At 39.6% G+C, this 21,874-nt stretch carries 14 protein-coding genes and 1 tRNA gene; 10 read left to right on the plus strand and 5 right to left on the minus strand.

Annotated features, from left to right (window positions below; translation table 11 throughout):
* Positions 1 to 21 precede the first annotated feature (21 nt).
* The 10 genes from KAU88_03990 to KAU88_04035 all read left to right on the plus strand — a co-directional run bounded on the left by KAU88_03990 (position 22) and on the right by KAU88_04035 (position 13,010).
* On the plus strand, positions 22 to 774 hold the full coding sequence (locus KAU88_03990; protein MCK4477672.1) for a hypothetical protein: 753 nt from the start codon (positions 22 to 24) through the stop codon (positions 772 to 774).
* Positions 775 to 999: 225 nt separating this feature from the next.
* Entirely contained in the window at positions 1,000 to 2,265 is a 1,266-nt protein-coding gene (locus KAU88_03995; GenBank protein MCK4477673.1) for an MFS transporter, read from the plus strand.
* Between the two features lie 51 nt (positions 2,266 to 2,316).
* The gene (lysS, locus tag KAU88_04000; GenBank protein ID MCK4477674.1) at positions 2,317 to 3,915 is read left to right on the plus strand and encodes a lysine--tRNA ligase; all 1,599 of its coding nucleotides are present in this window, start codon (positions 2,317 to 2,319) and stop codon (positions 3,913 to 3,915) included.
* 90 nt (positions 3,916 to 4,005) lie between these two features.
* The gene (locus tag KAU88_04005; protein ID MCK4477675.1) at positions 4,006 to 4,452 is read left to right on the plus strand and encodes a hypothetical protein; all 447 of its coding nucleotides are present in this window, start codon (positions 4,006 to 4,008) and stop codon (positions 4,450 to 4,452) included.
* A 242-nt stretch (positions 4,453 to 4,694) separates the two neighbouring features.
* Positions 4,695 to 4,773 (plus strand) — tRNA-Arg (locus KAU88_04010).
* Between the two features lie 124 nt (positions 4,774 to 4,897).
* Complete coding sequence (locus KAU88_04015) at positions 4,898 to 5,113, plus strand: hypothetical protein (GenBank protein ID MCK4477676.1); 216 nt, start codon at positions 4,898 to 4,900, stop codon at positions 5,111 to 5,113.
* Positions 5,114 to 5,233: 120 nt separating this feature from the next.
* Entirely contained in the window at positions 5,234 to 7,183 is a 1,950-nt protein-coding gene (locus KAU88_04020; GenBank protein MCK4477677.1) for an arginine--tRNA ligase, read from the plus strand.
* A 426-nt stretch (positions 7,184 to 7,609) separates the two neighbouring features.
* Positions 7,610 to 9,289, plus strand: a complete 1,680-nt coding sequence (locus KAU88_04025) for a DEAD/DEAH box helicase family protein (GenBank protein ID MCK4477678.1) — start codon at positions 7,610 to 7,612, stop codon at positions 9,287 to 9,289.
* Positions 9,289 to 11,550: a hypothetical protein gene (locus KAU88_04030; protein MCK4477679.1), complete on the plus strand. Its 2,262-nt coding sequence runs from the start codon at positions 9,289 to 9,291 to the stop codon at positions 11,548 to 11,550. The genes KAU88_04025 and KAU88_04030 overlap by 1 nt, the downstream gene beginning before the upstream one ends.
* A gap of 5 nt (positions 11,551 to 11,555) precedes the next feature.
* Positions 11,556 to 13,010 (plus strand): DEAD/DEAH box helicase family protein, encoded by a 1,455-nt coding sequence (locus tag KAU88_04035; GenBank protein MCK4477680.1) that lies wholly within the window; start codon positions 11,556 to 11,558, stop codon positions 13,008 to 13,010.
* Positions 13,011 to 13,227: 217 nt separating this feature from the next.
* Here KAU88_04035 and KAU88_04040 read toward each other — a convergent pair whose 3' ends face one another.
* The 5 genes from KAU88_04040 to KAU88_04060 form a co-directional block, all read right to left on the minus strand.
* Entirely contained in the window at positions 13,228 to 14,595 is a 1,368-nt protein-coding gene (locus KAU88_04040) for an ATP-binding protein (GenBank protein ID MCK4477681.1), read from the minus strand.
* Between the two features lie 708 nt (positions 14,596 to 15,303).
* Positions 15,304 to 18,276, minus strand: coding sequence for a UvrD-helicase domain-containing protein (locus tag KAU88_04045; GenBank protein ID MCK4477682.1), 2,973 nt, complete (start codon positions 18,274 to 18,276; stop codon positions 15,304 to 15,306).
* A 127-nt stretch (positions 18,277 to 18,403) separates the two neighbouring features.
* On the minus strand, positions 18,404 to 20,740 hold the full coding sequence (locus KAU88_04050) for a hypothetical protein (protein MCK4477683.1): 2,337 nt from the start codon (positions 20,738 to 20,740) through the stop codon (positions 18,404 to 18,406).
* Positions 20,730 to 20,948, minus strand: coding sequence for a hypothetical protein (locus KAU88_04055; protein MCK4477684.1), 219 nt, complete (start codon positions 20,946 to 20,948; stop codon positions 20,730 to 20,732). The genes KAU88_04050 and KAU88_04055 overlap by 11 nt, the downstream gene beginning before the upstream one ends.
* A 121-nt stretch (positions 20,949 to 21,069) precedes the next feature.
* Complete coding sequence (locus KAU88_04060) at positions 21,070 to 21,555, minus strand: hypothetical protein (protein MCK4477685.1); 486 nt, start codon at positions 21,553 to 21,555, stop codon at positions 21,070 to 21,072.
* Positions 21,556 to 21,874 lie beyond the last annotated feature (319 nt).

Below are 21,874 nucleotides of genomic sequence, written 5' to 3' on the forward strand. Positions count from 1 at the left end.
ATATCAAACTGGAGGCTTTCGATGTCCATAATACAAGATATCAGTTGCGCTCATTGCGGAGCACCAATTCAATTCAAACCTGGAGAAATCGTGACTACGTGTCGTTACTGCGGCTTTACACAGGTAATTGAGACAGGTCGACCCTTCACCTTTAAACATTCCATGTTCTTAAACAAATATAATTCAACTCAGATTGAGGACATGGTGCACAGGTGGATGAGAGCAGGGTTCACAAAGCCAGGCGACTTGGTAAAAAAGTCAAAGATAACCGAAAAAAATTTAGTTTATGTTCCCTTCTGGGTCTTGGAAATCGAAGCAATGAGCTCATATAAGGGCGTTTTTGAACGGCTCACACCGCCAGTGGTGAAGGAAGGCAAAATCAAAAAGCATTACGACTGGCTCATCCTTGCGAGAAAAGCCACACATTTCCCCACTAGAGAGTACGATGTTCCATTAGAAGGTAAGGTTCCTTACGACTTTCGAAAAGTAGAGGGCTTTGCGAAGGTTCTGAACAGTGAAGTTGAGAAGAGTGAGGCGGCTGAGAAGGCTAAGCAGCAAATTGAAGCCCTTCACCAGTTCTTAATCAAACAAGAGGTGGACAAAATAATGGAGATGCACACCAACTTCGGATTTGGCGACTCTGTTTACCTTCATGCGCCAATTTGGTTTGTAGCTTACGAATACAAGAAGAAAAGCCATGAAATAATCTTAGACGGAGCAACGGGAATGACAATCAAGGGTGACATACCAGCAATCAAGTTTGGCCTATTTTAAGCACGTATGTGCTTCATTCTTCTATCTTTTGACTATGGCAGCGATGGATTCAACAGATGACTCAAAGTCTCTTTATACATTTCCTGTAAACACCCACACCAAAGCAGCCACAGGTGATATCATTAGTATCGTAGAAAAATAATTCTACGCTGACAACGCCCATGCAGAGGTTAAGTCAAGATTTATATCAGCAGGCACGCACGATTCAAGAAAAGAGTGAAATTCATGGGGCTAATCGACGTTCTTAGGCGAGAGTTCTCCTTCATCACAGGCAACTATCGAGTTCTTGTAATAAGCTGGATAATAATGGACCTCGCCATGGAAATGCCCACCCCAAACTTTCAAGCTTACGTCGTTGAAACTCTGCACGGCCCAGATATGGCCCTAGGAATCATCGGTCTGGCAAATTTTCTGGCAATGGCAGCCGTAGCCTTTCCTGGCGGCTACCTTGCAGACAAATATGGAAGGCGTTGGCTCATCACAACTATGACGTTTGGAATGGCGTTATCATGGTTGTTATTCGCAATTGCCCCGACATGGCACTTTATTTTGCTAGGAACAATTGTGAGCAGCCTTTGTTTAATTTATCAGCCAGCGCTGTTCGCGATGGTTCAAGATTCGCTTCCTCCCGAGCGTAGGGGCATGGGTATATCGATTATACAGCTTATTCATGGTACATTTAACACTCCTGGCCCTATAATTGCAGGTTTTCTTTTACTACAATTCGGACTAGGGTGGAGTATGCGGATAATCTATCTAGTAATGACAGTTCTCTATCTTACAGCGGCGGTGTGGCGGCTCAGATTAAAAGAAACAGTAACGAACGAAGAGCCAATCCGCTTTAGCTATTTCATTTCCTCTTACCCCAAGGCTATAAAAGAAAGCGTCAGCGTTATGAAGAAAGTGCCGAGATCAATGTTCTGGTTATTTATCGTTCAAACTCTGGTAATGTTCGCGATGGTGCTTACGCAAGTGGTCAACCAAATTTACGCAATGAAGGTACTTGGAATAAGCATAGAGCAGTGGTGGCTCGTCTTCATCCCGCTTTTATTGACAATGGTTGTAGCTTCGATCCCAATCGGCAAGATTGTCGACAAATTTGGAAGGAAAATTCCTTTGATTCTTGGTTTACTCACCCTTGGCGCTGCTACATTGATTTTTGCCACTGGCAACTTCTTGACAGTAATGATTTCGATGATTCTATTCGGGATAGCTCAATTGTTAGCGATGTCCGCAGTGATGGCGCTCGCAACGGACCTTGTGCAACCAGAAAATAGAGGCAAGGTTGTTGGGCTCACAAATTTCATCGGTTACATCGTGATGGGCTTCGGCATGTTACTCGGTAACTATCTCTTCATAGAAGGACTGACGATTGGCATTCCCCAACTGCCCTTCTATGTAGCACTTGGATTGATTATTCCCCAACTTCTCATAGTTCTATTTCTCATACATGAACCCAAAAAGCGAGTAGGCGCTATAAGTTCCGATTAGACAACAATTTTTATTTCCCAACGCATTATAATGTTATGGACTGAAACTTTGATGACAGTAAAAATCATCGGTCACGGCACATGGTACGACAAAGCAGCCGCCAGAATCATAGAAAGGGAACATAAACTAGGACGCAGCCTTGACCTAATCCGAACAGAAATGGGTCTTGGCGCTTCAGGGCTACCTCATATCGGCAGTTTTGGCGATGCAGCAAGATCCTTCGCAGTAACATTAGCCCTGAAGGAACAAGGCATCAACTCTGAACTAATCGCATTTTCAGACGACAAAGACGGTTTGCGAAAAGTTCCAGCAGGCTTTCCTAAAACAATGAAAAAATACCTCGGCTACCCAGTAACAAGCATACCCGACCCCTTCAAATGCCACAACAGCTTCGGAGAACACATGAGCTCTCTACTACTAGAAGCCCTAGACAAATCCAACATAGAATACCACTTCATTTCAGCAGAAAAAGCTTACAAAGAAGGCTTGTTCAACGAAGAAATCAAAACAATCCTCACAAACGCGAAACAAGTAGGCAAAATCGTGAAAGAAGAGGTAGGACAAGAAAGATACACCGAAGCACTACCTTATTTTCCAATATGTGGCAATTGCGGGCGAATCTACACAACAACCGCCCACAAATTCTTGCCGAATGAAGAGAAAATACTGTACACGTGCAAAGGCATGGAAATAAAAGGAAAATGGCTCGAAGGCTGCGGATACCAAGGCGAAACGGACTACAGAGAGGGCGAAGGCAAACTGAGCTGGAAAAGCGAATTCGCAGTAAGATGGAAAGCCTTAGACATAAGGTTCGAGGCCTACGGAAAAGACATAGAAGACTCCGTGAGAATAAACGATAGAATCTGCCGAGAAATCCTAAAGTACGAACCACCGATGCACGCAAGATATGAAATGTTCCTAGATAAAAGTGGAAAGAAAATTTCAAAATCCGCCGGAAACGTCTTCACACCACAAGTTTGGCTGCGCTATGGCTCGTCCCAATCACTAATCTTGCTCATGCTAAAGCGCTTTGCAGGCACTCGCGAACTGTCGGTAGTAGATATTCCTCAATACATGAACGAATTCGATGAACTAGAGGACATATACTTCGGCAAGAAGCAAATCGCCAACAAGAAAGAACTTGCCAAACTGACAGGGCTCTACAAGTACTGCTGCTGGCTCAACCCCCCATCAAAGCCTAGCATCCATATGCCCTACAACCTCCTAGCATACATAACCAAAATCGCCCCCGAAAACAAAGAAACGGAATATGTCACCCAGAAGCTGCGAGAATATGGCTACCTAGAAAACAAGGAATTACCGCTTAAAGCTCTAAAGAAGAGAATCCAATATGCTGTCAACTGGAACAACGACTTCATGGAAATAAAAGAAACCCAACTGAAACTCACGGCAAACGAGACAGATGCAATAAAGGAACTTGTAGCAACTTTTCAAGGCAAAATAAATGCGGAAATAATTCAAAGCGCAATTTTCGACATCGCTAGAAAATACAACATATCACCAAAAAGATTCTTCAAAATACTCTACACAATTCTCCTCGGAATACCTGCAGGTCCAAGACTTGGCCCTTACATAATTGCCATGGGAAAACAAAACGTCACCGAAGCTCTACAGCGAGCTATTAACTAATAATAACTCTAAAAATTCCTTTGCCTCGTATTACTGAACATTGAAAGTTGAATGAAACTTCAAAGTGAAAAATAATGGGAGGTTCACAGAATGAACGTTAATGAAAAAGAAATTGCAGAGTACTTGGAGAAATGGCAGGCTATTTTAAGATTGCGAGATTGGGACATAATAGTCAAAATGGTCAAAACCCCTTGGAGAAAGTCTGCAGACATAAAAATCGATCTTGAAGATAAAAAAGCAGTCCTTTTAGTGAGTTGCAACCCAAAGTGCGAGAATCTGGAAGAGCTGGTTATCCATGAGTTGCTTCATCTAAAATTGTATGGAATGGATCAAATAATTGAAGAACTCCTGTCTATTGTCTATGGCGAGAAAGAGGAAGATCCAAAAAAAGAGTTTGCTAGTACACAATTCATGAAGCTCCTAGAATCTACAGTTGAAGATTTAACTAAAGGCTATTTAACAGCAGTCAATAGTCAGAAAATGCTATCATTTGGAAGATTGCAGAAGGCTATTGATGAAGAGATTAAGAACAACTAGAACATGGTTAGTAGCCCTATTGGTACAGAAGAAGAAAAGTCTAGCAGACTCTACAGAATAAAAAGAACCTAAACTTCCATTTTCAATTCTTTAGTAACATCTTTCTAGGAAATTTATGAAAGAAAGGTTATGCACGTACATATTCCTCAATGTTCCCTTACTCCATCTAAAACTTCTAAATTTTATTAATGTGTTAATGGCTTTCTCTTTAGTATGCTCAGAACACTATAATCCAGTTGAGAGGGCCCGTAGTCTAGTCTGGATTTGGACGCTGGCCTGCGGAGCCGGAGATCTGGGGTTCAAATCCCCACGGGCCCGCCACTATTTTGGTTGTCACGAAATGGTTTTGCATTTTTGAGCTGTATCTATTGTGAGAATATTCTGTAATTCGCAAATATGGATATATTTCCTTTTTTCTACGTGTTTATTGAAGAGGACTTGGAAGATGCGAAATGGAAGGCTGCAGTTTCGTTTCTGTTTCCCACCTATTTATGGTATTTATGACACTGGCGGAGGCGTAATCTATGTTTTCGGTGAGCACGATGGTAAAATTGAAGATGTTTTGAGTCATGAAGTATTACACTGGGCTGTGCAAGAAATCGCGGGAAAACAGGCAAGTTTAGATTTGGATAATGTTCCGCCCAAATTATTGAGAATGTAGCCTAGAAAAACTAGTTCGTTTCTCGTTTTTTCTCGCTGTCAAACAATTTATTAGTTACGTCAGAAGAGGATTTTCTGCAAAGTTTATGAGGCTGTATAAGTTCTCATAGGTGGTCGCAATATGGTTTCCATCAACCCTTTCGGTGATTTTCAGAGAGATTGTGAAAAGGCTTTAAGAAAGGCTCTTACCGAAATTTATCCTGGCATCTCTGTTGAATCTTTTTTATTAGCTGTTCCGCCTACTCCGGAATTTGGTGAATTGGCTTCATCTATTTGTTTTGAGCTTGCTAAAAAATTAAAAAAGCAGCCTCGTGAAATCGCAGATCAAATCGTTGAAAATATTATTATAGAAAGTTTTCCGATAATCAAAAACGTGAAAGCTGCTGGGAAAGGATATATTAATTTTTATTCAGATTTTGCAGAACTTTCTGCTTTAGTCATCCAATCTATTCGCATCTTGAATAATGAGTACGGCTATGTTAAGACAGACAAACCTCGGAAAGTCATAGTGGAACACACAAGCGTTAATCCTATTCACCCGATTACTATTGGGCAAGCAAGAAACCCTGTTTTAGGTGATGCCCTGGCCCGTATTTTGAAAGCTCGGGGCCATACAGTGGCTCGTCACTATTATGTGGATGATGTTGGCCGACAAACTGCAATCGCAGCCTTTGCATATGACAAGTTGGGTGAACCTAAACCTGAAGAAAAGCCGGACCATTTCGTAGGCAACATTTACACTGTAGCAAGTTGCATTATAGAGATAAATCGGCTGAAAAAGGAAGCTGAAAAAACACGAGACAAGACTACTGATGAAGACGCCCGAGAACTTCAGCGAAAACTCGACGATTGGATAATTATCTCAAAAGAGTTAAAAAACAGATTTCCACAAATTTTCAACAAACTCCTTAAAGAAACAATAAAAGATGAGAACCTAGAGCAAACTGTCAGCAGCTTGAACCGTGCTTACGAAGCCGGAGAAGAAAAAGCAAAACATTTGGTGCGCCAAGTCTGTAAAATGTGTCTGGAAGGATTTAAACAGACTCTCAGTAGAGCTGAAATTTTCTATGACTCTTGGGACTGGGAAAGCGACTTTGTTTGGAACAATGAAGTTGCAAAAAACCTAGACAAATTAAAGAAAACCCCGTACGTTTTCCAAGAAGGCGGCGTTATCGAGTTCGACGCAGAGAAAGTTGCAAAGAATTTAAAATTGAAAGAAATCCTTGGTATAAAGAAAGATTACGAGATCCCTTCCCTGACCTTGATTAGATCCGATGGAACAACACTTTACACTACAAGAGACATTCCATACAATCTGTGGAAGTTCAAGAAAGCTGAGAAAGTAATCAATGTCATCGGAATGGAACAAAAACTACCACAACAACAATTGAAATTGGCCCTATGGGCTTTAGGACATGCCAACCAAGCAAAAAATCTTACACATTTCGCCTACAATCTGATAACTCTTCCAGATTATAAGATGTCTAGCCGTAGAGGACGCTACATAACCCTTGACGAAGTGATGGATGAGGCTATAAAGAGAGCCCGTGAAGAAGTGGAAAAACGTTCACCACAACTTGCCGATGAAGAAAAGTCGAAAATCTCGAAGATAGTTGGAATCGGGGCTCTGAAATATGCTCTCGTTGAAGTTGACCCCGTAAAACCCGTAGTTTTCACTTGGGACAGAGTGATAGACTTCGAAAGAAATAGCGCCCCTTACATTCAATATTCTCATGCGCGAGCCCTCAGCATTTTGAGAAAAGCAAAAAGAGAACCAGAGAAACCGGACTATTCACTACTAGAAGAACCAATAGAACACAACCTTGTTTTGGCGCTTGCACGCTTCCCAGAAGTCTTCGTCAATTCTGCAGAAAACCTAAAACCCAACGCGATAGCCGACTATGCAAACATTCTAGCCGACAAATTCAACAGCTTTTACAATGCCTTACCTGTATTAAAAGCGAAGCCGAAAACACTAAGCGACGCAAGGCTGGCACTAGTCGAGGCGATCAGAATAGTGCTCAGAAATTCATTGAATCTAATCGGCATTGTAGCACCCAAAAAAATGTAACCGTAGCTCTAATGTTTCACAGATAATTTAGGAATAATTCATTTCTCGTTTCTGAGCTCTGGTTAGAAGTGGCGGGCCCGTGGGGATGCACTCGGTGTGGCGAGCGGATACCAACCTCATAGTTATGTGTGTGTGGGCTTAAAATTTAATCCAACCAACCAACCAAGCTGCTTTTAATAGCTGACGCTTGAGCCTGAATATGGAAAGCAAGCGTCAGTATGATATTGCTCGCTGACGCTCGCAACTGAAAATGGACCGAAAGTTGAAAGACTCAAAGGCAATTGTAACAATCAAAAATCCTTCTAGATTGAAATCATAATGTAGTTATTCCAAATTATGTTAAAATAGCAGAAGAATATTTTTTTAATGACATTTTTAATTACTTATTAGTGTATTACTTCAATATTCTCAGTGAGATGTTTTAATTTGGGTAATCCAATAGTAATTTCTGAAGAAGAGTGTTTTCGAGCTTTCCTCAGGACAGAACCTAAACCTTACCAGAGGAATATTATTAAAGAACTCATTGTTGAACTGGCAAAAGGTAAAGATGTTGTCCTTCAACTTCCTACGGGAACTGGAAAGACGTTTGTGTATTTACCTGTGGCAATTACGGCAGCAGCTAACGATTACAGAGTAGCAATTTTAACTGCTACCAATCTCATTATTGACCAGATCGTTGGCAAATACTTACCATATTTCAGAACAGACCCTGAAGTTTATGCTGCAAAGGGCATAGAACACTATTCATGTCATATCACAAATAATAAAGCAGAATATACTACATGTACGCGTGAACAGAGAAGTCTTTGTGAAACGGAAAATCCAGAGTGCGCTGTTATATACACCAACAAACAACTTGAAGAACATCAATTAATCTTAACAAACTTCCACAAATTCTTGTCAGTACCAACTTCGCGAGGATTCGATTTTGTGGTGATCGATGATTCTCATGGTTTTGAGAACGCACTTTCGGATAAGTTTCAAACTAACATATCTTATTATCAAATCGAAAAACTCTACCGTGAACACGAATCAAAAGAAGATACAATCTCCGATTTTGCAGGAAATTTCCTAGACTCCTTTGACGATGCATTTAGAACTGTACCTCCAAAGGAGTTCAAAAAAAGAGTTCCAGAAGATATAATTAAAGAAATTGCGCAAATGGAAGGCTACGACGAAGTTTTGGGACAATTGTCGACTCTCGATGAACTTGAAAAGGGTGTATTCTATAATTTATTGTATTTCGTAAAATGTTGCAAAAATACTAGCTTGAACACGTTTTACATTCAGAAAGATTATTACTTTCCAGATAAGCCTCAGGAGGCAAATCTTATAGCAAGAAGCTCAGAAGTTTTTCAAAAGCACATAATAAAATCCCTTTTTGGCAATTCACTGGTTCTATTTGTTAGTGCAACTCCCGGAGATGTTTACACACATGCAAAATATTGTACTCATAAAAAGTATTCGGAAGATGATATTGTAATCTTACCCTACTCTTATCCTCCAGTTGTTGAAAATTGGTTTAAAAACCTCGAGATTTATGAGACACAGGATTTTCCAGAAGACCCGATCGAGAATGGCATAGAGATAGCTGCAACCATCATAAAAAAGACTAAAGGAAAGGTTCTCTTACTTTTCAAGAGTTATAGAGATCAACGTAGAGCGGAATCCTTCTTAAGAAAATTGGTACCTCGAAAAATAGTGTTTATTGATGAGAGTTATCAAAACGAGTTGGTTCAGGAGTTAGTCGAAAAAGCAGACATAATAATGGCAACAGCTTCCTCGAGGTTATGGGAAGGAATAGACATAAGCGATCTGAAAATGGAAATAATTTTTTCCTTGCCCTTCATAAGACCACCTGTCTATCTTGATTCAACAAAATCTTTTCCATTTGTTAGACGAAAAATGCTGATTAGGCTTCAACAAGGCATAGGGAGATTGATTAGGAAAGAAAATGACAAAGGAGTTTGTGTAATTCTCGACAACAGGTTAAAAAAATACAAGAACAGCAAAAATTTCTCTGACTTTTTCCGTGAACGGATATTCCCTGTAAGTGTAAATGAACTAATAGAAAAAATAGAAAACAGTTTCGGAAGTAGAGAATAATGAGTGTCAATTTCAATGTAAATCTATTCGAGTTGAAGACTTACAAGCCCTTCAAAGTGAATATTTATGATCCTGAGCTAACTCCCTCTCCAGAAAACATGTATCACTTCTATCAGGTTTTAGCGAAATTAGCCCAGAAGCTAACCCGATCATTGAAAACAGCAGTTATTTCTGATTCAGGTAAAATCAAAGTACTCGAGGAATCAATCAGTGAACAAGAATTCCAGAATGAAGTTGAACTTAAAAATACAGCCACTTACAACGTAAAGTTGAAACCAGCAGGCGAAGAGCATATCGTTTTTGCAGAGTCACCCTTGGAATATGGAAGATTGGTAAGCAAGATTGTTGACCTAGCTCTAGTTCACTTATCAAATGATTATTACAAGTATAGCATTTTTTCACCCTTCATAATGGAAAGAGGTGAAGGATACTTTGATGAGGGACTTCGAGAGAGGATAGGAATCGAAGACGGCAGAAGATATTATAGAGGAATTCGTGTCATGGATGGGATTCCTCACCTGATTCTAAATAGAGAAATTGAGTTGAGATCATGGAAGAATCTACTGAATGAATTGAAGGTATTTGCTGAATGGTGGGGGACCATTAAAAACAAAAAAATCGATTTTTATGACCCACCTAAAGATTTCGTGAAGTTTGCTAACTGGGTTTTTTTGAACCGGAGAGCAAGCGTAAAAGCATATTCTGCTCGGTCACTTTTCATTCGCGAAATAACATGGGACTATCGAGCCGAGAGTAAGATCTTGGAAGGCAACATTTCTCCATGCGATTATCACAAAAAAGTTCAAGGAATAATTATTAAAGACAAAAAGCAACCCCTCGTGAAGTGGCAGATGATTACCCCGGAAGGCGAAAAAAGGGATCAATTTCATGTTCCCGAGTTGCTTGTGGTTGGACATACATTCAAAGATATCAGGATGAGAGTCTCAAAATCTCAAATCTCTCAAGTTTTTGACATACTTCATCCGCATTGTGGAGATCAACTTAGAAAGATTCTCGAGCTAACTAAAAAAATCGATGATATTTTAAGAACCAGATTTCGAATTATCTATCCCAACAAGCTCGAGTTCTCTGTTTTACCAAAAGAAGTGGATAAGAATGTTACATCATCATCTGTGGCCATAAAGTTCGGTAATAAAGAAACGGATATTGAGCCTCCTTTTGGTATCAATTTTTATCGAAAGTATTCCAAGACAACGACTTTTGTTAAACCAACGCCAGAAAGAATAAAGATCCTTGCTGTTTGTGAAGAAATACATCTACCCTTCATAGAAAAGTTGAAAAAGGAACTCGAAGTTAGAAACAATTCCGAAGTCAGTATTTCTCACATTTTGGAAATAGACTTTGAGGCGGTAACTCCTTCTTTTGATCTATTAATAACGGTGACAGATGATGAAGAAATTATGAGGAAATGTAAGAGCATTATTATCAATCATTTTGGAATAGCTCATCAGAATGTGACACCAAAGAATGCTATGGATAAATCTATTCCGCAACTAGTTATGCAGATAACCTTAAAACTTGGAGGGTGGCCTTGGGTCCTAAAGAATCCTGAAAAGGTTACGGTTTTATCGATATACGCATATAGAAATCCCATCACTTCGGTGAAATTTTATCTTTTTAACTTAATGAAACCAGAAGGAGAGATTATTTTTCAATCTAAACCTTTTGAAAATGGCATAGATTTTCTTAAGGAACTGAAAGCAAGTACAAAAAACATTGATAAACTACTAATACTGTCGTCTTTTATCGACCAACAACTTCAGGAATTTCTCCTTGATGAGATCGGTTCCATAATCCCAGAATTTATCTTTATCCAAATAAAACAGAGAGACGAACTCAGATTATTCTCCACATTCAGACCGGTTATAAAAACTCAGAGGCGGAGAAGAAAGCCCACTGTAATCTTTCCTATAGAAGCATATGAAGAAGTTCCTGAAGGATCCATCTTGAGATTTGCAGACGACGAGTACTATTTATTGACAACAGCATCTACAAAAGTGGGTACATATCACAGAGGTTGTCCAAATCCAATTAGACTCAAGATACTCGGAAGCAAAGGTATTTTTAACAAAGATAAAATTCTTCATTACATCCTTTCTCTTTCGCTCGTTTCTGGGACCAGTGGACATGAAACAAAGCTACCAGCTCCGCTATACTATATGAAGAGATATGCTGGTTATGTTAACGAATATGGTCTGCCAAGCAATGAGAAGATTTTCAGAACACTTTTTTATGTCTGATTCCAATGAAGTTACTATCAAAGGAACAGTGGTTTTCTAAATTAGAGGACTTTTCAATTCCTTTTCGGAAATATGGGTCTTTTCTGCCTGAACAGAGAAAATTATTAGAAGAGGTTTATGACAAACTTACGAATTCCCAAAAACCAATATTAGTTTTTGTCGCTCCTACAGCATCGGGCAAAACGCATACGATATGCCTTATTGCACGAACTCTTCAAGAAAAAAATTATCGTATCGCCATATTAGTTCCGAACAACTATCTTAAGGAGGAATATAAGAAGGCTCAGCATGATGTGCGTGGACGGCTTCAAGATATTGATTTCCTAAACATCTTCGAGTATCTCAAGACTACGAAACAATACAATTTCGTCTTAGCTGACGAAGCACATAATCTGAAAACCTTTCTGGAACTAGATAGAAACATTGTCAGAAGTATAGATTTTACAGAAAAAGAAGACTTATTTTTCGACATCGCAAGCAGACATCTACCTCCAAACAAATCTTTTATTGCCAAACAGTTATCGTTCAACTCTGCAAGAGAGTTGTTAGACGATCTAGATAATATTCCAAAATTCTCAAAGTATCTCAGACCAATTATTCAAAACCCAACCTCATGGATCAGCTTCATTTACATATGGAGGCAAAACAAACGGTGCTCAATTAAGTTTGTCCGCTCATCAGATTATTTATGTAAACTCAAACTCCCGATGGATCGCATACTAATGTTTTCTGCTTCACCATTGTCAGACAAAGAGCTTCAGTTCTACTGTGGGATTCCTGCAAGTAGTATCGAACGAGCGACTCCGATAAAAACAACAGCAGATTGGAGAAAGAAACAAAGTGTTTATTTTTCAGTGATTGACGAGCTTAGTTCGAAAGATAAGACAAGCCTTCTTGAGGAACTAATTCGAGAAACTAAAACGAGAACGCTAATTCTCTTTAACAACTTCGATAGCTGTAAAAAAACATTCAAAAGTCTCGGTAAGATTTTTGACAATATTACAATGATTCCTCCCGCACCGTTAATGATTAACCTGCAGAAATTCAACGATTTCCTAAGCTATCGTAACGGTACCCTTTTAACAGCATCAACAGTTTTCTGGGAGGGAATCACCATTGAGTGCCTTAAACTTGTTATAATAACGGATCCGCCGTATCCTAGACCTACTCTTGTAGATCTTGTCAAGAAGAAACGTATCTTTGGGAAACAAGACATTACCCGTAGACTTCAACAGGGACTTGGGCGTATAGCAAGGAGACAAGGTGAATATGGCATAGGAATATTATTATTTGACATAGAAAAGCATTGTAAGGAAGTCCAGAATATTGTTGGAAAGAACAGAGTTCTTAGAATGAAATCACCTCAGTGCCTTCTTGTTCTCCACAAAATATTTACTGATAAATCTCCCTCTTTAGATATGTTCATTTCCTCAAAATGTAGCGAAAGTTCACACATTTGAAAAATTGAGATGTGATATTTTAGAAATGATCAACCTCGTTTTTATCCGTATTGAAATTCACCATCTTTGGACCTAAATTCAGTCAGAACTATCTCAAATGGAGACTTACTCGTGCGCACACAGTTTATTTTGAACCCATTACGACTTTTCAGGCAATGATGGTTAAAAGGTAGATGAGATCAAATTGAAATGCGCGCGCGAAATCTATTCAACTAAATCACTGGTCATGCAAGAATGTATAGAGGTTCAATATGAAACGATAATTGTCACTTGGTATGTTCTTTTTTGAATCTTTAATCTTCTCGTAACTGCTTCTTTCCAACCCTGTTTCCGTTCTGATTGGACACGAAATCTTTCCGGTTTGATCTTTGACCGAGATTACATCCTTTGTTTGGGCTACGGCAATTGCTAGACAACTCTTATCCCTTCCATCCTCATCTTTCATTGGTATTTGCTGACAGTGAGTGAAGCCAGTATTATAATTAACATGTCTCCTAAGAACGTTCTTGGCATCTTTTATTCTATTTTCCATATCCTGAACCCCCAAGATTCTTCTTGGTGGTTCATCTGTGACACCTATAATCAGGACTCCACCATTTGTATTTGCGAAGCTAGCGATTTGCTCGCAAAACTTAAACTCGGCTTTCTCTCTTTCCCTGTGTCTTGGATGCCACATTTCTAAAGTTGCTTTGAAATCCCATAGTTGATTTTCGATTCTATTGCTACTCATGGCCTTCATTATGAAGGATTTCCAAAAGGATTCTCTGTATAGTAGTTTCATTTGATCATTATACTTTTCGATGTCGAGAATGATATTCCTCAAGGATTGGCGAAGAAACTCAAAATAGGTAGCAAGTTCAGAAAGAACTCTGTGAAAAGTTCGACCGAGAACTCTTTGCTTGGGGGGCACCGGAATTGGACCCGGATATTCATCATCAAGTGATTCGGCAATCTCATAGAAAATGTCAGAATAAACCGTTCCTATTGTGTAAATCTGGTCTATTCGTAAACCAAGAGCCACTTCCACACATTTCTTTACTGTCTCATGATCTTCATCAATAGTATTCGCAGTAATCCTTATCACTCGCTCTGAAAGTCTTGTTGATCCCCAAACTCTATAGGCAAATAATATACGTGGCGCAAGAACATCCTTTTCGTGTAACCACAATACATAGTCATACAAATCATGGATTTCTTTCTTGTGATCTTTCGTAAAGTTATGAATTTTTCTTATTAGATCCGAATACGACTTTGGAGCAGATTTGCTCTTTAATGCAAATGAATCTTCTTTTAGTTTTTGAGCAGAACTCAATACGACTTCAGTCTTTTTTCTTAACTCTTCAACTTCCGTTTCCCTTCTATAAACCCACCAGTTAATTTCATCGGTCCCAACTTCTTCACCAAAAGGTGTCACCTCCAATAGTACATTGCTATGTTCGCCCTTTTTCCTAATTTCGCATCTACTGTCCATCTCAGTATCAGCTTTCTGAATATACCAGTGAATTTTACCTATTTCCCACGATGAGCCGGAGAATAGCTCATCATGACACTTAATCTCATCTTCATAACCATTTGGAACCAACACTTCTTCTTTCCTCGTTCTTCTAGTCCTTGTCGATATAACTAGAATGAGCGTGTATAAAATCTTATCAGAAGCTTTAGCTTTTAATAAAAAGAGTTGTAAATAGGTTTGCGCACACGCGCTGTAAGTATTGTCCAAGACTGCGCATGTATGTTATTTATCCAGGGTTTGACAGATTTTTGATAGAATGTCCCATGCTTTTACAATACATCTAACTTTGCGCGCACAATCGATAAGCAAGGAAAGAAGTGTTAAAGGTGAGACTATAGAAGTGCCTTAGATTCAAATAGATGACTGGTTAGGCTGTTCACATAGAAGAAGGTACAGAGCTTTGGCCTCTATATGCTTAGAACACTTAGGACACTAGTGGCGCTATACTACAGAAGAGGCAGCTCTACGTGGACCTCCCCAACAAGACAAAACACTTTACAGTCCCTATGTGAAACAATAGTTCTATACTGTGCTTAAACAAGAATCTGCCTCTATAGATTCTATCCATAGCGCTCTATAGCGGATTGATAGAGCTGTATAGAAAAAGCCTTATCAAGCATATAATAGGAAAATCAAACGTTTCTACACTAGTCTATGACAGAGCTGTGTAGCTCCTATGCAGCTCTGAGGTCAGAGTCAGTAGAGGAAGGTATTGGACTCTTGTGTACGCGCGCTTCCTTAGATGGATTGATTGGCTCACCATATTTTACACTCCTATCTTCAAGATGAAATGCCTTGTTGTTTTTTTTCTCGTCTAGAGAATAAACCTCGCTTTTCAAGCTTTCTTATTCTGGAATGTATAGCCCCGCGTGTTCGTTTGTGTCTCTTCGCCAATTCAGTAATGGAAATGCCTTTTTTGTACTCTTCTAATAATTCATTGTCTTCTTCAGGCTCCCAAATTTCATAGGCTTTTAGGTGAGCTTCCTTGAGTCCTTCAACCGAATTGGGGTCTTTTATCTCTTTTATTTGATTATTCGATTTCATTTGAGTGAGAGGCTCTTCAGTAGTGTAGTCAGTAATTTCATTGAGAAACTTACTCATCGCTGATTCCCTTGTATATATGTACAGGTCTTCCATCGCTCGAGTAATAGCTACATAGAACAGTCTACGTTCTTCTTCTAGAGGGTTTTGTGGAGGGTAATCCTCTCTTGCAGGTTCATAAATAGCTGGGTCCTCTATCTGACATGGAAAACCATAGGTGTCTTCAGTAGCATTGAGCAGAAATACCACTTTGGCTTCCAATCCTTTACTTCGATGTGCGGTAAGTAATCGAACTTCATTCTCTGTATGCACTCTATCATATGCAAGTTGCAGCTCACTTTCTTTTGCTCTATCCATCAAAGCCTTAACGTATGAAAGAAACTTGTATCCACGAGGTTTAGTTTTGGTTCGCATGCATCGGCTCAGTACAAGTATATCGCTAGGAGAGCACCCATTCTGAATATAATGTTGAATTCGGTCTACGCAATCTTCAGCAATTTGAACATCGTTGTCGTATTCATAATCTGTTGGAGCGACCTTGAGAATTTTTATTGGTCGAATCTGAGGGGTGTGTGATTGGGCAGGTTTCTGGATTTGACAACTGGTGTTATTTTTGATAAGTGCTGCTCCAGCATCAACAATGGTCTTAATGCTTCGATAGTTGGTAGAGATTTTTGTGATGGCTGGATTCGCAAAATATTGGTCGAAGTTAACGAAGAAATTCAGGTTGGAGCCTGCGAATCCCATTATGCTCTGCCAATCATCTCCAACACAAAAGAGTTTGCAGTCAGGATTTCGCTCCATTAATTTTTTAATTAGTTTGTAACGTTGAGCGCTTATGTCTTGATATTCGTCGATTAGTATATGGTCGTATAAATTAGCTCGCAGATTCGGGTCATCCTCGAGTTTTGCGATAGCCTTGTTTATCATATCTTCGAAATCAATCCTTTGAGATTCTCGTAAGGCTTCTTCATACGCAGAAAATATTGGAAGCACAAGATTACCAAAAGCAATCTGCTTAGATAACCAGTTACCATTGCGAAGTTTTTGTGCGATATTTTCAGGTCGTAGACCATAAGTCTTGGCGATAGTTATGAAATTTTGAATATCATCTACAGGAGTTCTGTATGATTGCCATGCGACATCTAAAATTTCCTCATAGCTCTTGAGAGTGAATTCGAAATTTTTACCATACATCTTTTGAAGTGCGGTGGTAACCCTTGATTTTACTACTTCGAAGAAGTCATAAGGGTTATTCTCGTCATACTCATAAGCGAAGGTCTCAATAAGCACTTTGTCATGGTCAGCCAGCCATTGCTTTTTCATTTCCATAGCATGTTTATATTCTTCTGTAGTCTGATTGAACCAGTTAGGAACTTCGCCTTCTTTGGTAAGACCCCAGTGTTCAATAAATATGTCGTACTCAGGCAGATGAAAATCAGGGAGAAATCCACCTATATCAGGTTCGTACCTTATTGCTATAGCTCTCCCATTCAGTTTATGCATTAAAAAGAAATCCATAATCTCCTTTTCAGCTCGACTGTTCACCTGAGTGTTATCAATGGAAAAGTAGGGACGTTCACGTGCATATGCAAGGTTTTCTTCTTTTTCTTCATCTCCTTCGTTTATCTCCTTGTCATGGAGAGTTCGAACGAAGTCCAAGAATAATTGATAGTATTGAGATTCATTCTTGACTTTCTGTTTGAAAGCTCTACTAATTATATCATGTTTTCTGTTATTATTAACGATGTCAGTATGGACAAAATAGTCGCCAGTTTCTTCCAGAATGTCTTTTCCAAGTTTGTGGAATGTTTTTACATTGACATTTTGAATGTTGTGCCGTTTGTATAGCCGCTGTTCTATTTGTTCCATAGCTTTTCTTTGGTAGGCGATGGCTAGAATTCTCTGAGGGTGAACAGTGTCAGGTTTTCTAGTAATCAGATATGCGGTTCTTGTGGTCAGAACTTCGGTTTTGCCTGAGCCTGCAGCTGCTACCACTAGATTATGTTTATCATCTGTTACTATTGCTGTTTGCTGTTCGTCATCCAGAGATAAGGAAGCATTATTCCAGAGATGTTCGTAATCTTTTTTTCGTTGTTGTACGAATTTAGTGTTGTATTCTAAAATAATCTGGCGAGATTCAGTTAGCTTTTCTAATTGCTTTCCTATGAATTTCTCGTTGAAGATATTTTTTTGTTTACAGGTTGTTAAGTCATTCTCAAATGATTTAATCGAATTAATACATTGTTGCTTGTCCGAGTGTATTAGATAGGTACCACTGTTTAGGATTGATTCAACCTGTTGATATACAATGTTTTCTTTCTGTTTAATTAAATTCTTAGTGTGGTCTAGAATTAGCTCATGTTTCTTTCTCAATTCTTCTTCCAGTTCTGCAGTCAGACTATGCATGCCGCTGAATTTCTCTTTGAAGGTTTCTATTCTTTCTTGCAGTTCTCTAAGAATGACAAAGTTATCGGTTATCTCTTCAATCCGATTATTTACATGCACCAAATCGTGGAGGTGTGTGACTATGGTTTGAATAATTGATTGATTCTGCGAAGTAAGCTCTTGAATCTTCGTTTCTGTGTCTCTACCTATAAAAAAGCCAATTAGAATGAATTTTAGATATTTCCGTAGATGTTTAAGTCTATGCTGTTTCTTTATTTCCTGCAGATTTTCTAATATTTCTTCAACAGCAGTTCTTAAGTTCATATCACTTTGAACGCCTTTAACAATTAATATGGATTAGGATTAGATAGTTCATGAGTCTTTTGGTTCAGTTTAGTGTATGTGTGCACATTACTTTTTTGCAGATACATTAATGAATTGAATCGCCGTCTTATCCATATCTCCACTGTAACTGCCCACACGAGCATTGTAGTCTTTCTCTCGTTGTTTGATCAGCTAGCCATATATAGTCACCACATGAAGGGCATCTGAAACTTTCTAACGCTTTCTCGCAAGCCTCGATCAGTTTCCGAGCTTCTCCTATTGTCAAGGTTCCTGTATGCGATGATCGATCTCCCCAAGCAATCAAAAGATTCTTTGCGTTTTTCCACTCAGATATTGGATCAGGAAAAGGCACCCACCTGTTTCCTTCCTTCTTTCTAAATCGACTAGGGGTTTCCCCAAGAATCCGGTTGAGGAAGTCTATACAGGTTCTGCGATCATTACGATCCCCTCTCAGAAAAGGCATTGACAATCTTAATCTTTCAGCTGCTATCGCTAGTTGTTCATCCATGATTGATCGAGTTCTATTACCACTAGCTTCTGGATGACCGGTGACTAGATCGCGAGCCTCATCAAAGGTATATGCTGATCTCGACCACCTTAGACCAATCTTCGGGTTTTCCCAAGGACGCAGAACTAGGAATTTCCATTTATTGGATGGGAGTCGGAATCGTAATTCGTTATACCACTCACGATCGTGCGTAAAAAGAACGACTTGGCGATCGCTGAGGTCTTCCATTAGTATATCTGCAATTCTTCCTCGATGTTCTCGATCTAAACTGGAAACAATGTCATCAAGTATGATCGGGTGATCGGGACTCGCCTTTAGCATTGCAAGCGCCAAAAAAATGCAAAGCCCGAGACTATTTCTGTGGCTCTCAGAAAGAGTTAGACGAGGTGATGGTTGGTCTACTCCGAAGAACTTTATGGCAATATCAATAGCTTTATCCATTTCGCCAGGGATATAGAGTCGGGCTTCTTCGATTGGTTCATCTGGATGGAGCTTTGACCAAAGACCTTGAATCTCAGAAGAGATTTCTCTAATGGTACGTTCTGTCCTGCTCCTAATTTCGCTTCTAACCTTATGTTCACAAGTTTCCAGGGCATTCAGAAGGGATTCTATGCGCGTCACATAGTTCTGTAATACAAGAATACTAGGGAATGTTGAGCCAGCCTCAATCGCTTTGAGATCATCAAGCAGCTCTTTGACTGATGAAGGTACTTCCTCGATTTCTTCGGAAATGGTAAGGACTACTTTTGGAATGTTATCTTTCAGAACCTTAAAATCTGACTTATCCCAGTTTCTAAGAGGATCGGTGACTTCTATCTTTTCCAGATTACTAAGGGCATTAGCAAGGCGTTCTTGTTCACCACTTTCTAACCACGAAGAGAGATCTTTCGACTTCTTGACGGTTTCCTTTATTGACATGGCTAGAGAATTGCATTTCTCCGCTGCAGCATCACGTAGTTCCCTATCTTTTTCGAGAGAATTAAGCTCTTTCTGAACATGGTTAGCTAGATCAACTCCCATAACCATCTGACCGCAAGATGGGCATGGAACTTCTTTATTCAGGTCCTCTAAAGCATCAGTGAACGCTAAGGTAGATTCCAAAACGGAAATTTGGCGATCTAGTATGGTTCCAACAACTCCCTCAGCATTCTCTCGCGCTGAGATAGCTTCTTCAAGTTTTTTATCGAGATTCTCATTCAAGATCTGATCTAGAATTGTATAGCGTGTATTTTCGGACTTTGATGCCCTTTCTATAAGGGCACATGATATGTCTAAGATGTCTCCGGTAGGAATCATACCTAAATATTTTTTCGCTAAATTCTGTAACTTTAGTAGAACGTCCTCTTGTTTGCCAGATCCACAGTGGCTTTTCACTCTGGCAATTAGATACGTCAGTTTGTTGTTTACAAGTTCGACTTTGGATTGCTCGGCTACATGATTCTTAAGTCTTTTTAGATTCTCAGCGGCAAATTCGAGGTCGTCTAAACCTAGTAGAGGAAGTAGTATAGAATACTTCCTTCCTTTAGTCAAATGGATAAAATCAGATACTTCGTCTTGACGCAAAAGGTGATTCTCTAGTGCCCAACTCTGGACTCTCTCTAAAAGATCTGGTGGGTCGCTTTTTAGGATAAAGGTCCCGGAAGGTTTAATGTCGGCCGAAACGCATGAGCCGTCGTCGAAGTAAATTTCACATTTTGACGACGTTCCATCGGGCGTGTGGGTATTTCTGATGCCCAGCTCTTGTCTTGTACCACTGTACTCGTGTGATAGATGGCGAATTTTACCTTTATTAATAACATATTCGATCGCATCTACGAATGTGGATTTTCCTGAAGCATTTGAACCGTATACAACTAGATTTTTCGAGTTTAAATCAAGATCACCACTTTCTGCGGCTCCTCTAAACCACGAAAGATGAATCTTATCAAGTCTCATTTGTCAATCCTTTCCTAAGTTTCTTTAGAAGTTCATAGGTCCATTGCTCAATGGTTCCCTTAGTTTGATATTGTTCTAGAGCACCTTCCTTGGCTAGTGACCTGATATGGTTTTTAGCTTCGTCGGTAATACTCTCTCTCTCAGATAATGATAAATTGACTAAATCGGTGAGGGTTTTTTCGACTTGAGAGTTTTCCGTATTTCCCATCAACTATCCTTCCTTTTAAGAAAGCGCAGTACGCCATTTTTGTAGTCGATCTATGGCATTTAATAACTATTCGAACACGAATATTTAAAATGCGTGCACAGAAGAACACAATAGGCAGGAGCTACACAATTTCAGCTAACTTCTCTGGGTAGTGCTTCTTCATCAAGGCCACCCAAGCCTTTCTTCGTTTCCTCTCAGTCTCGTTAAGCTGCGCGTCCGTTTTGGAGAGGTCAAGTATCCCTCCTCTTAACCATTCAATGTATCGATTATCCTTCATGAAGTGTTTGGCATATTCAGGGCTTATCTGGGCAACTCTTTCTGCAAACCTGAGCGCCAGCTTGTCCGCTGAGTCAGACATGTCGGATATCTCCACATATTGCATCCCATTTAATAAATAGAGCAAGTTGCAGATGGTTCTAATAGCCTCATGAAGAAGCTGAGGAACGGCTTCCTTCACCAAATTCTCCCCCATGCTAGGCTTCTTCCCAATGTATTTCGCTGCGGTCCCCCTACTCACTCCGACCATTTTGCCTATCTCCTTCTTTGAATACCCCTCCCTATCAAGGCGTTGAATCTCATCAATCTTCCTCTTAGGTAACCTTCCCACTAAGGAAACCTCCCAAACTGAAAAGTACTTGTATTACCCTCCATTTCCACATGACTTGAACAAAAAAATGGTTTCATTGATCTCAAACTCGACACGCCTCAACACCAGATTTTCAGGTTTATCACCAATTGTGCAGACACCATCTTGTCATAACCAAAAGCTTGTACACTCTACCATTTTCTCCTGACGATTACTTTACGGTCATCAATCTTTGCCACAAACATCCAACCTTCACCTAAACACTTCTCAAGTTCAGCGAGCGGAACAAGCTTGTCAATAGCTTTACTTGGCATCCTGTCCATTGAAAAGTTCAGCTTCG

It is taken from the genome of Candidatus Bathyarchaeota archaeon (assembly GCA_023131225.1).
Lineage (GTDB): Archaea > Thermoproteota > Bathyarchaeia > Bathyarchaeales > SOJC01 > JAGLZW01.

Bases quoted from the DNA above. Each gene is read 5' to 3' on its own strand.
- KAU88_04035 (MCK4477680.1), top strand. From the start codon at position 11,556: ATGAAGTTACTATCAAAGGAACAGTGGTTTTCTAAATTAGAGGACTTT.
- KAU88_03990 (MCK4477672.1), top strand. From the start codon at position 22: ATGTCCATAATACAAGATATCAGTTGCGCTCATTGCGGAGCACCAATT.
- KAU88_03995 (MCK4477673.1), top strand. From the start codon at position 1,000: ATGGGGCTAATCGACGTTCTTAGGCGAGAGTTCTCCTTCATCACAGGC.
- KAU88_04015 (MCK4477676.1), top strand. From the start codon at position 4,898: ATGCGAAATGGAAGGCTGCAGTTTCGTTTCTGTTTCCCACCTATTTAT.
- KAU88_04020 (MCK4477677.1), top strand. From the start codon at position 5,234: ATGGTTTCCATCAACCCTTTCGGTGATTTTCAGAGAGATTGTGAAAAG.
- KAU88_04030 (MCK4477679.1), top strand. From the start codon at position 9,289: ATGAGTGTCAATTTCAATGTAAATCTATTCGAGTTGAAGACTTACAAG.
- KAU88_04050 (MCK4477683.1), bottom strand. From the start codon at position 20,740: ATGAGACTTGATAAGATTCATCTTTCGTGGTTTAGAGGAGCCGCAGAA.
- lysS (MCK4477674.1), top strand. From the start codon at position 2,317: ATGACAGTAAAAATCATCGGTCACGGCACATGGTACGACAAAGCAGCC.
- KAU88_04045 (MCK4477682.1), bottom strand. From the start codon at position 18,276: ATGAACTTAAGAACTGCTGTTGAAGAAATATTAGAAAATCTGCAGGAA.
- KAU88_04005 (MCK4477675.1), top strand. From the start codon at position 4,006: ATGAACGTTAATGAAAAAGAAATTGCAGAGTACTTGGAGAAATGGCAG.
- KAU88_04055 (MCK4477684.1), bottom strand. From the start codon at position 20,948: ATGGGAAATACGGAAAACTCTCAAGTCGAAAAAACCCTCACCGATTTA.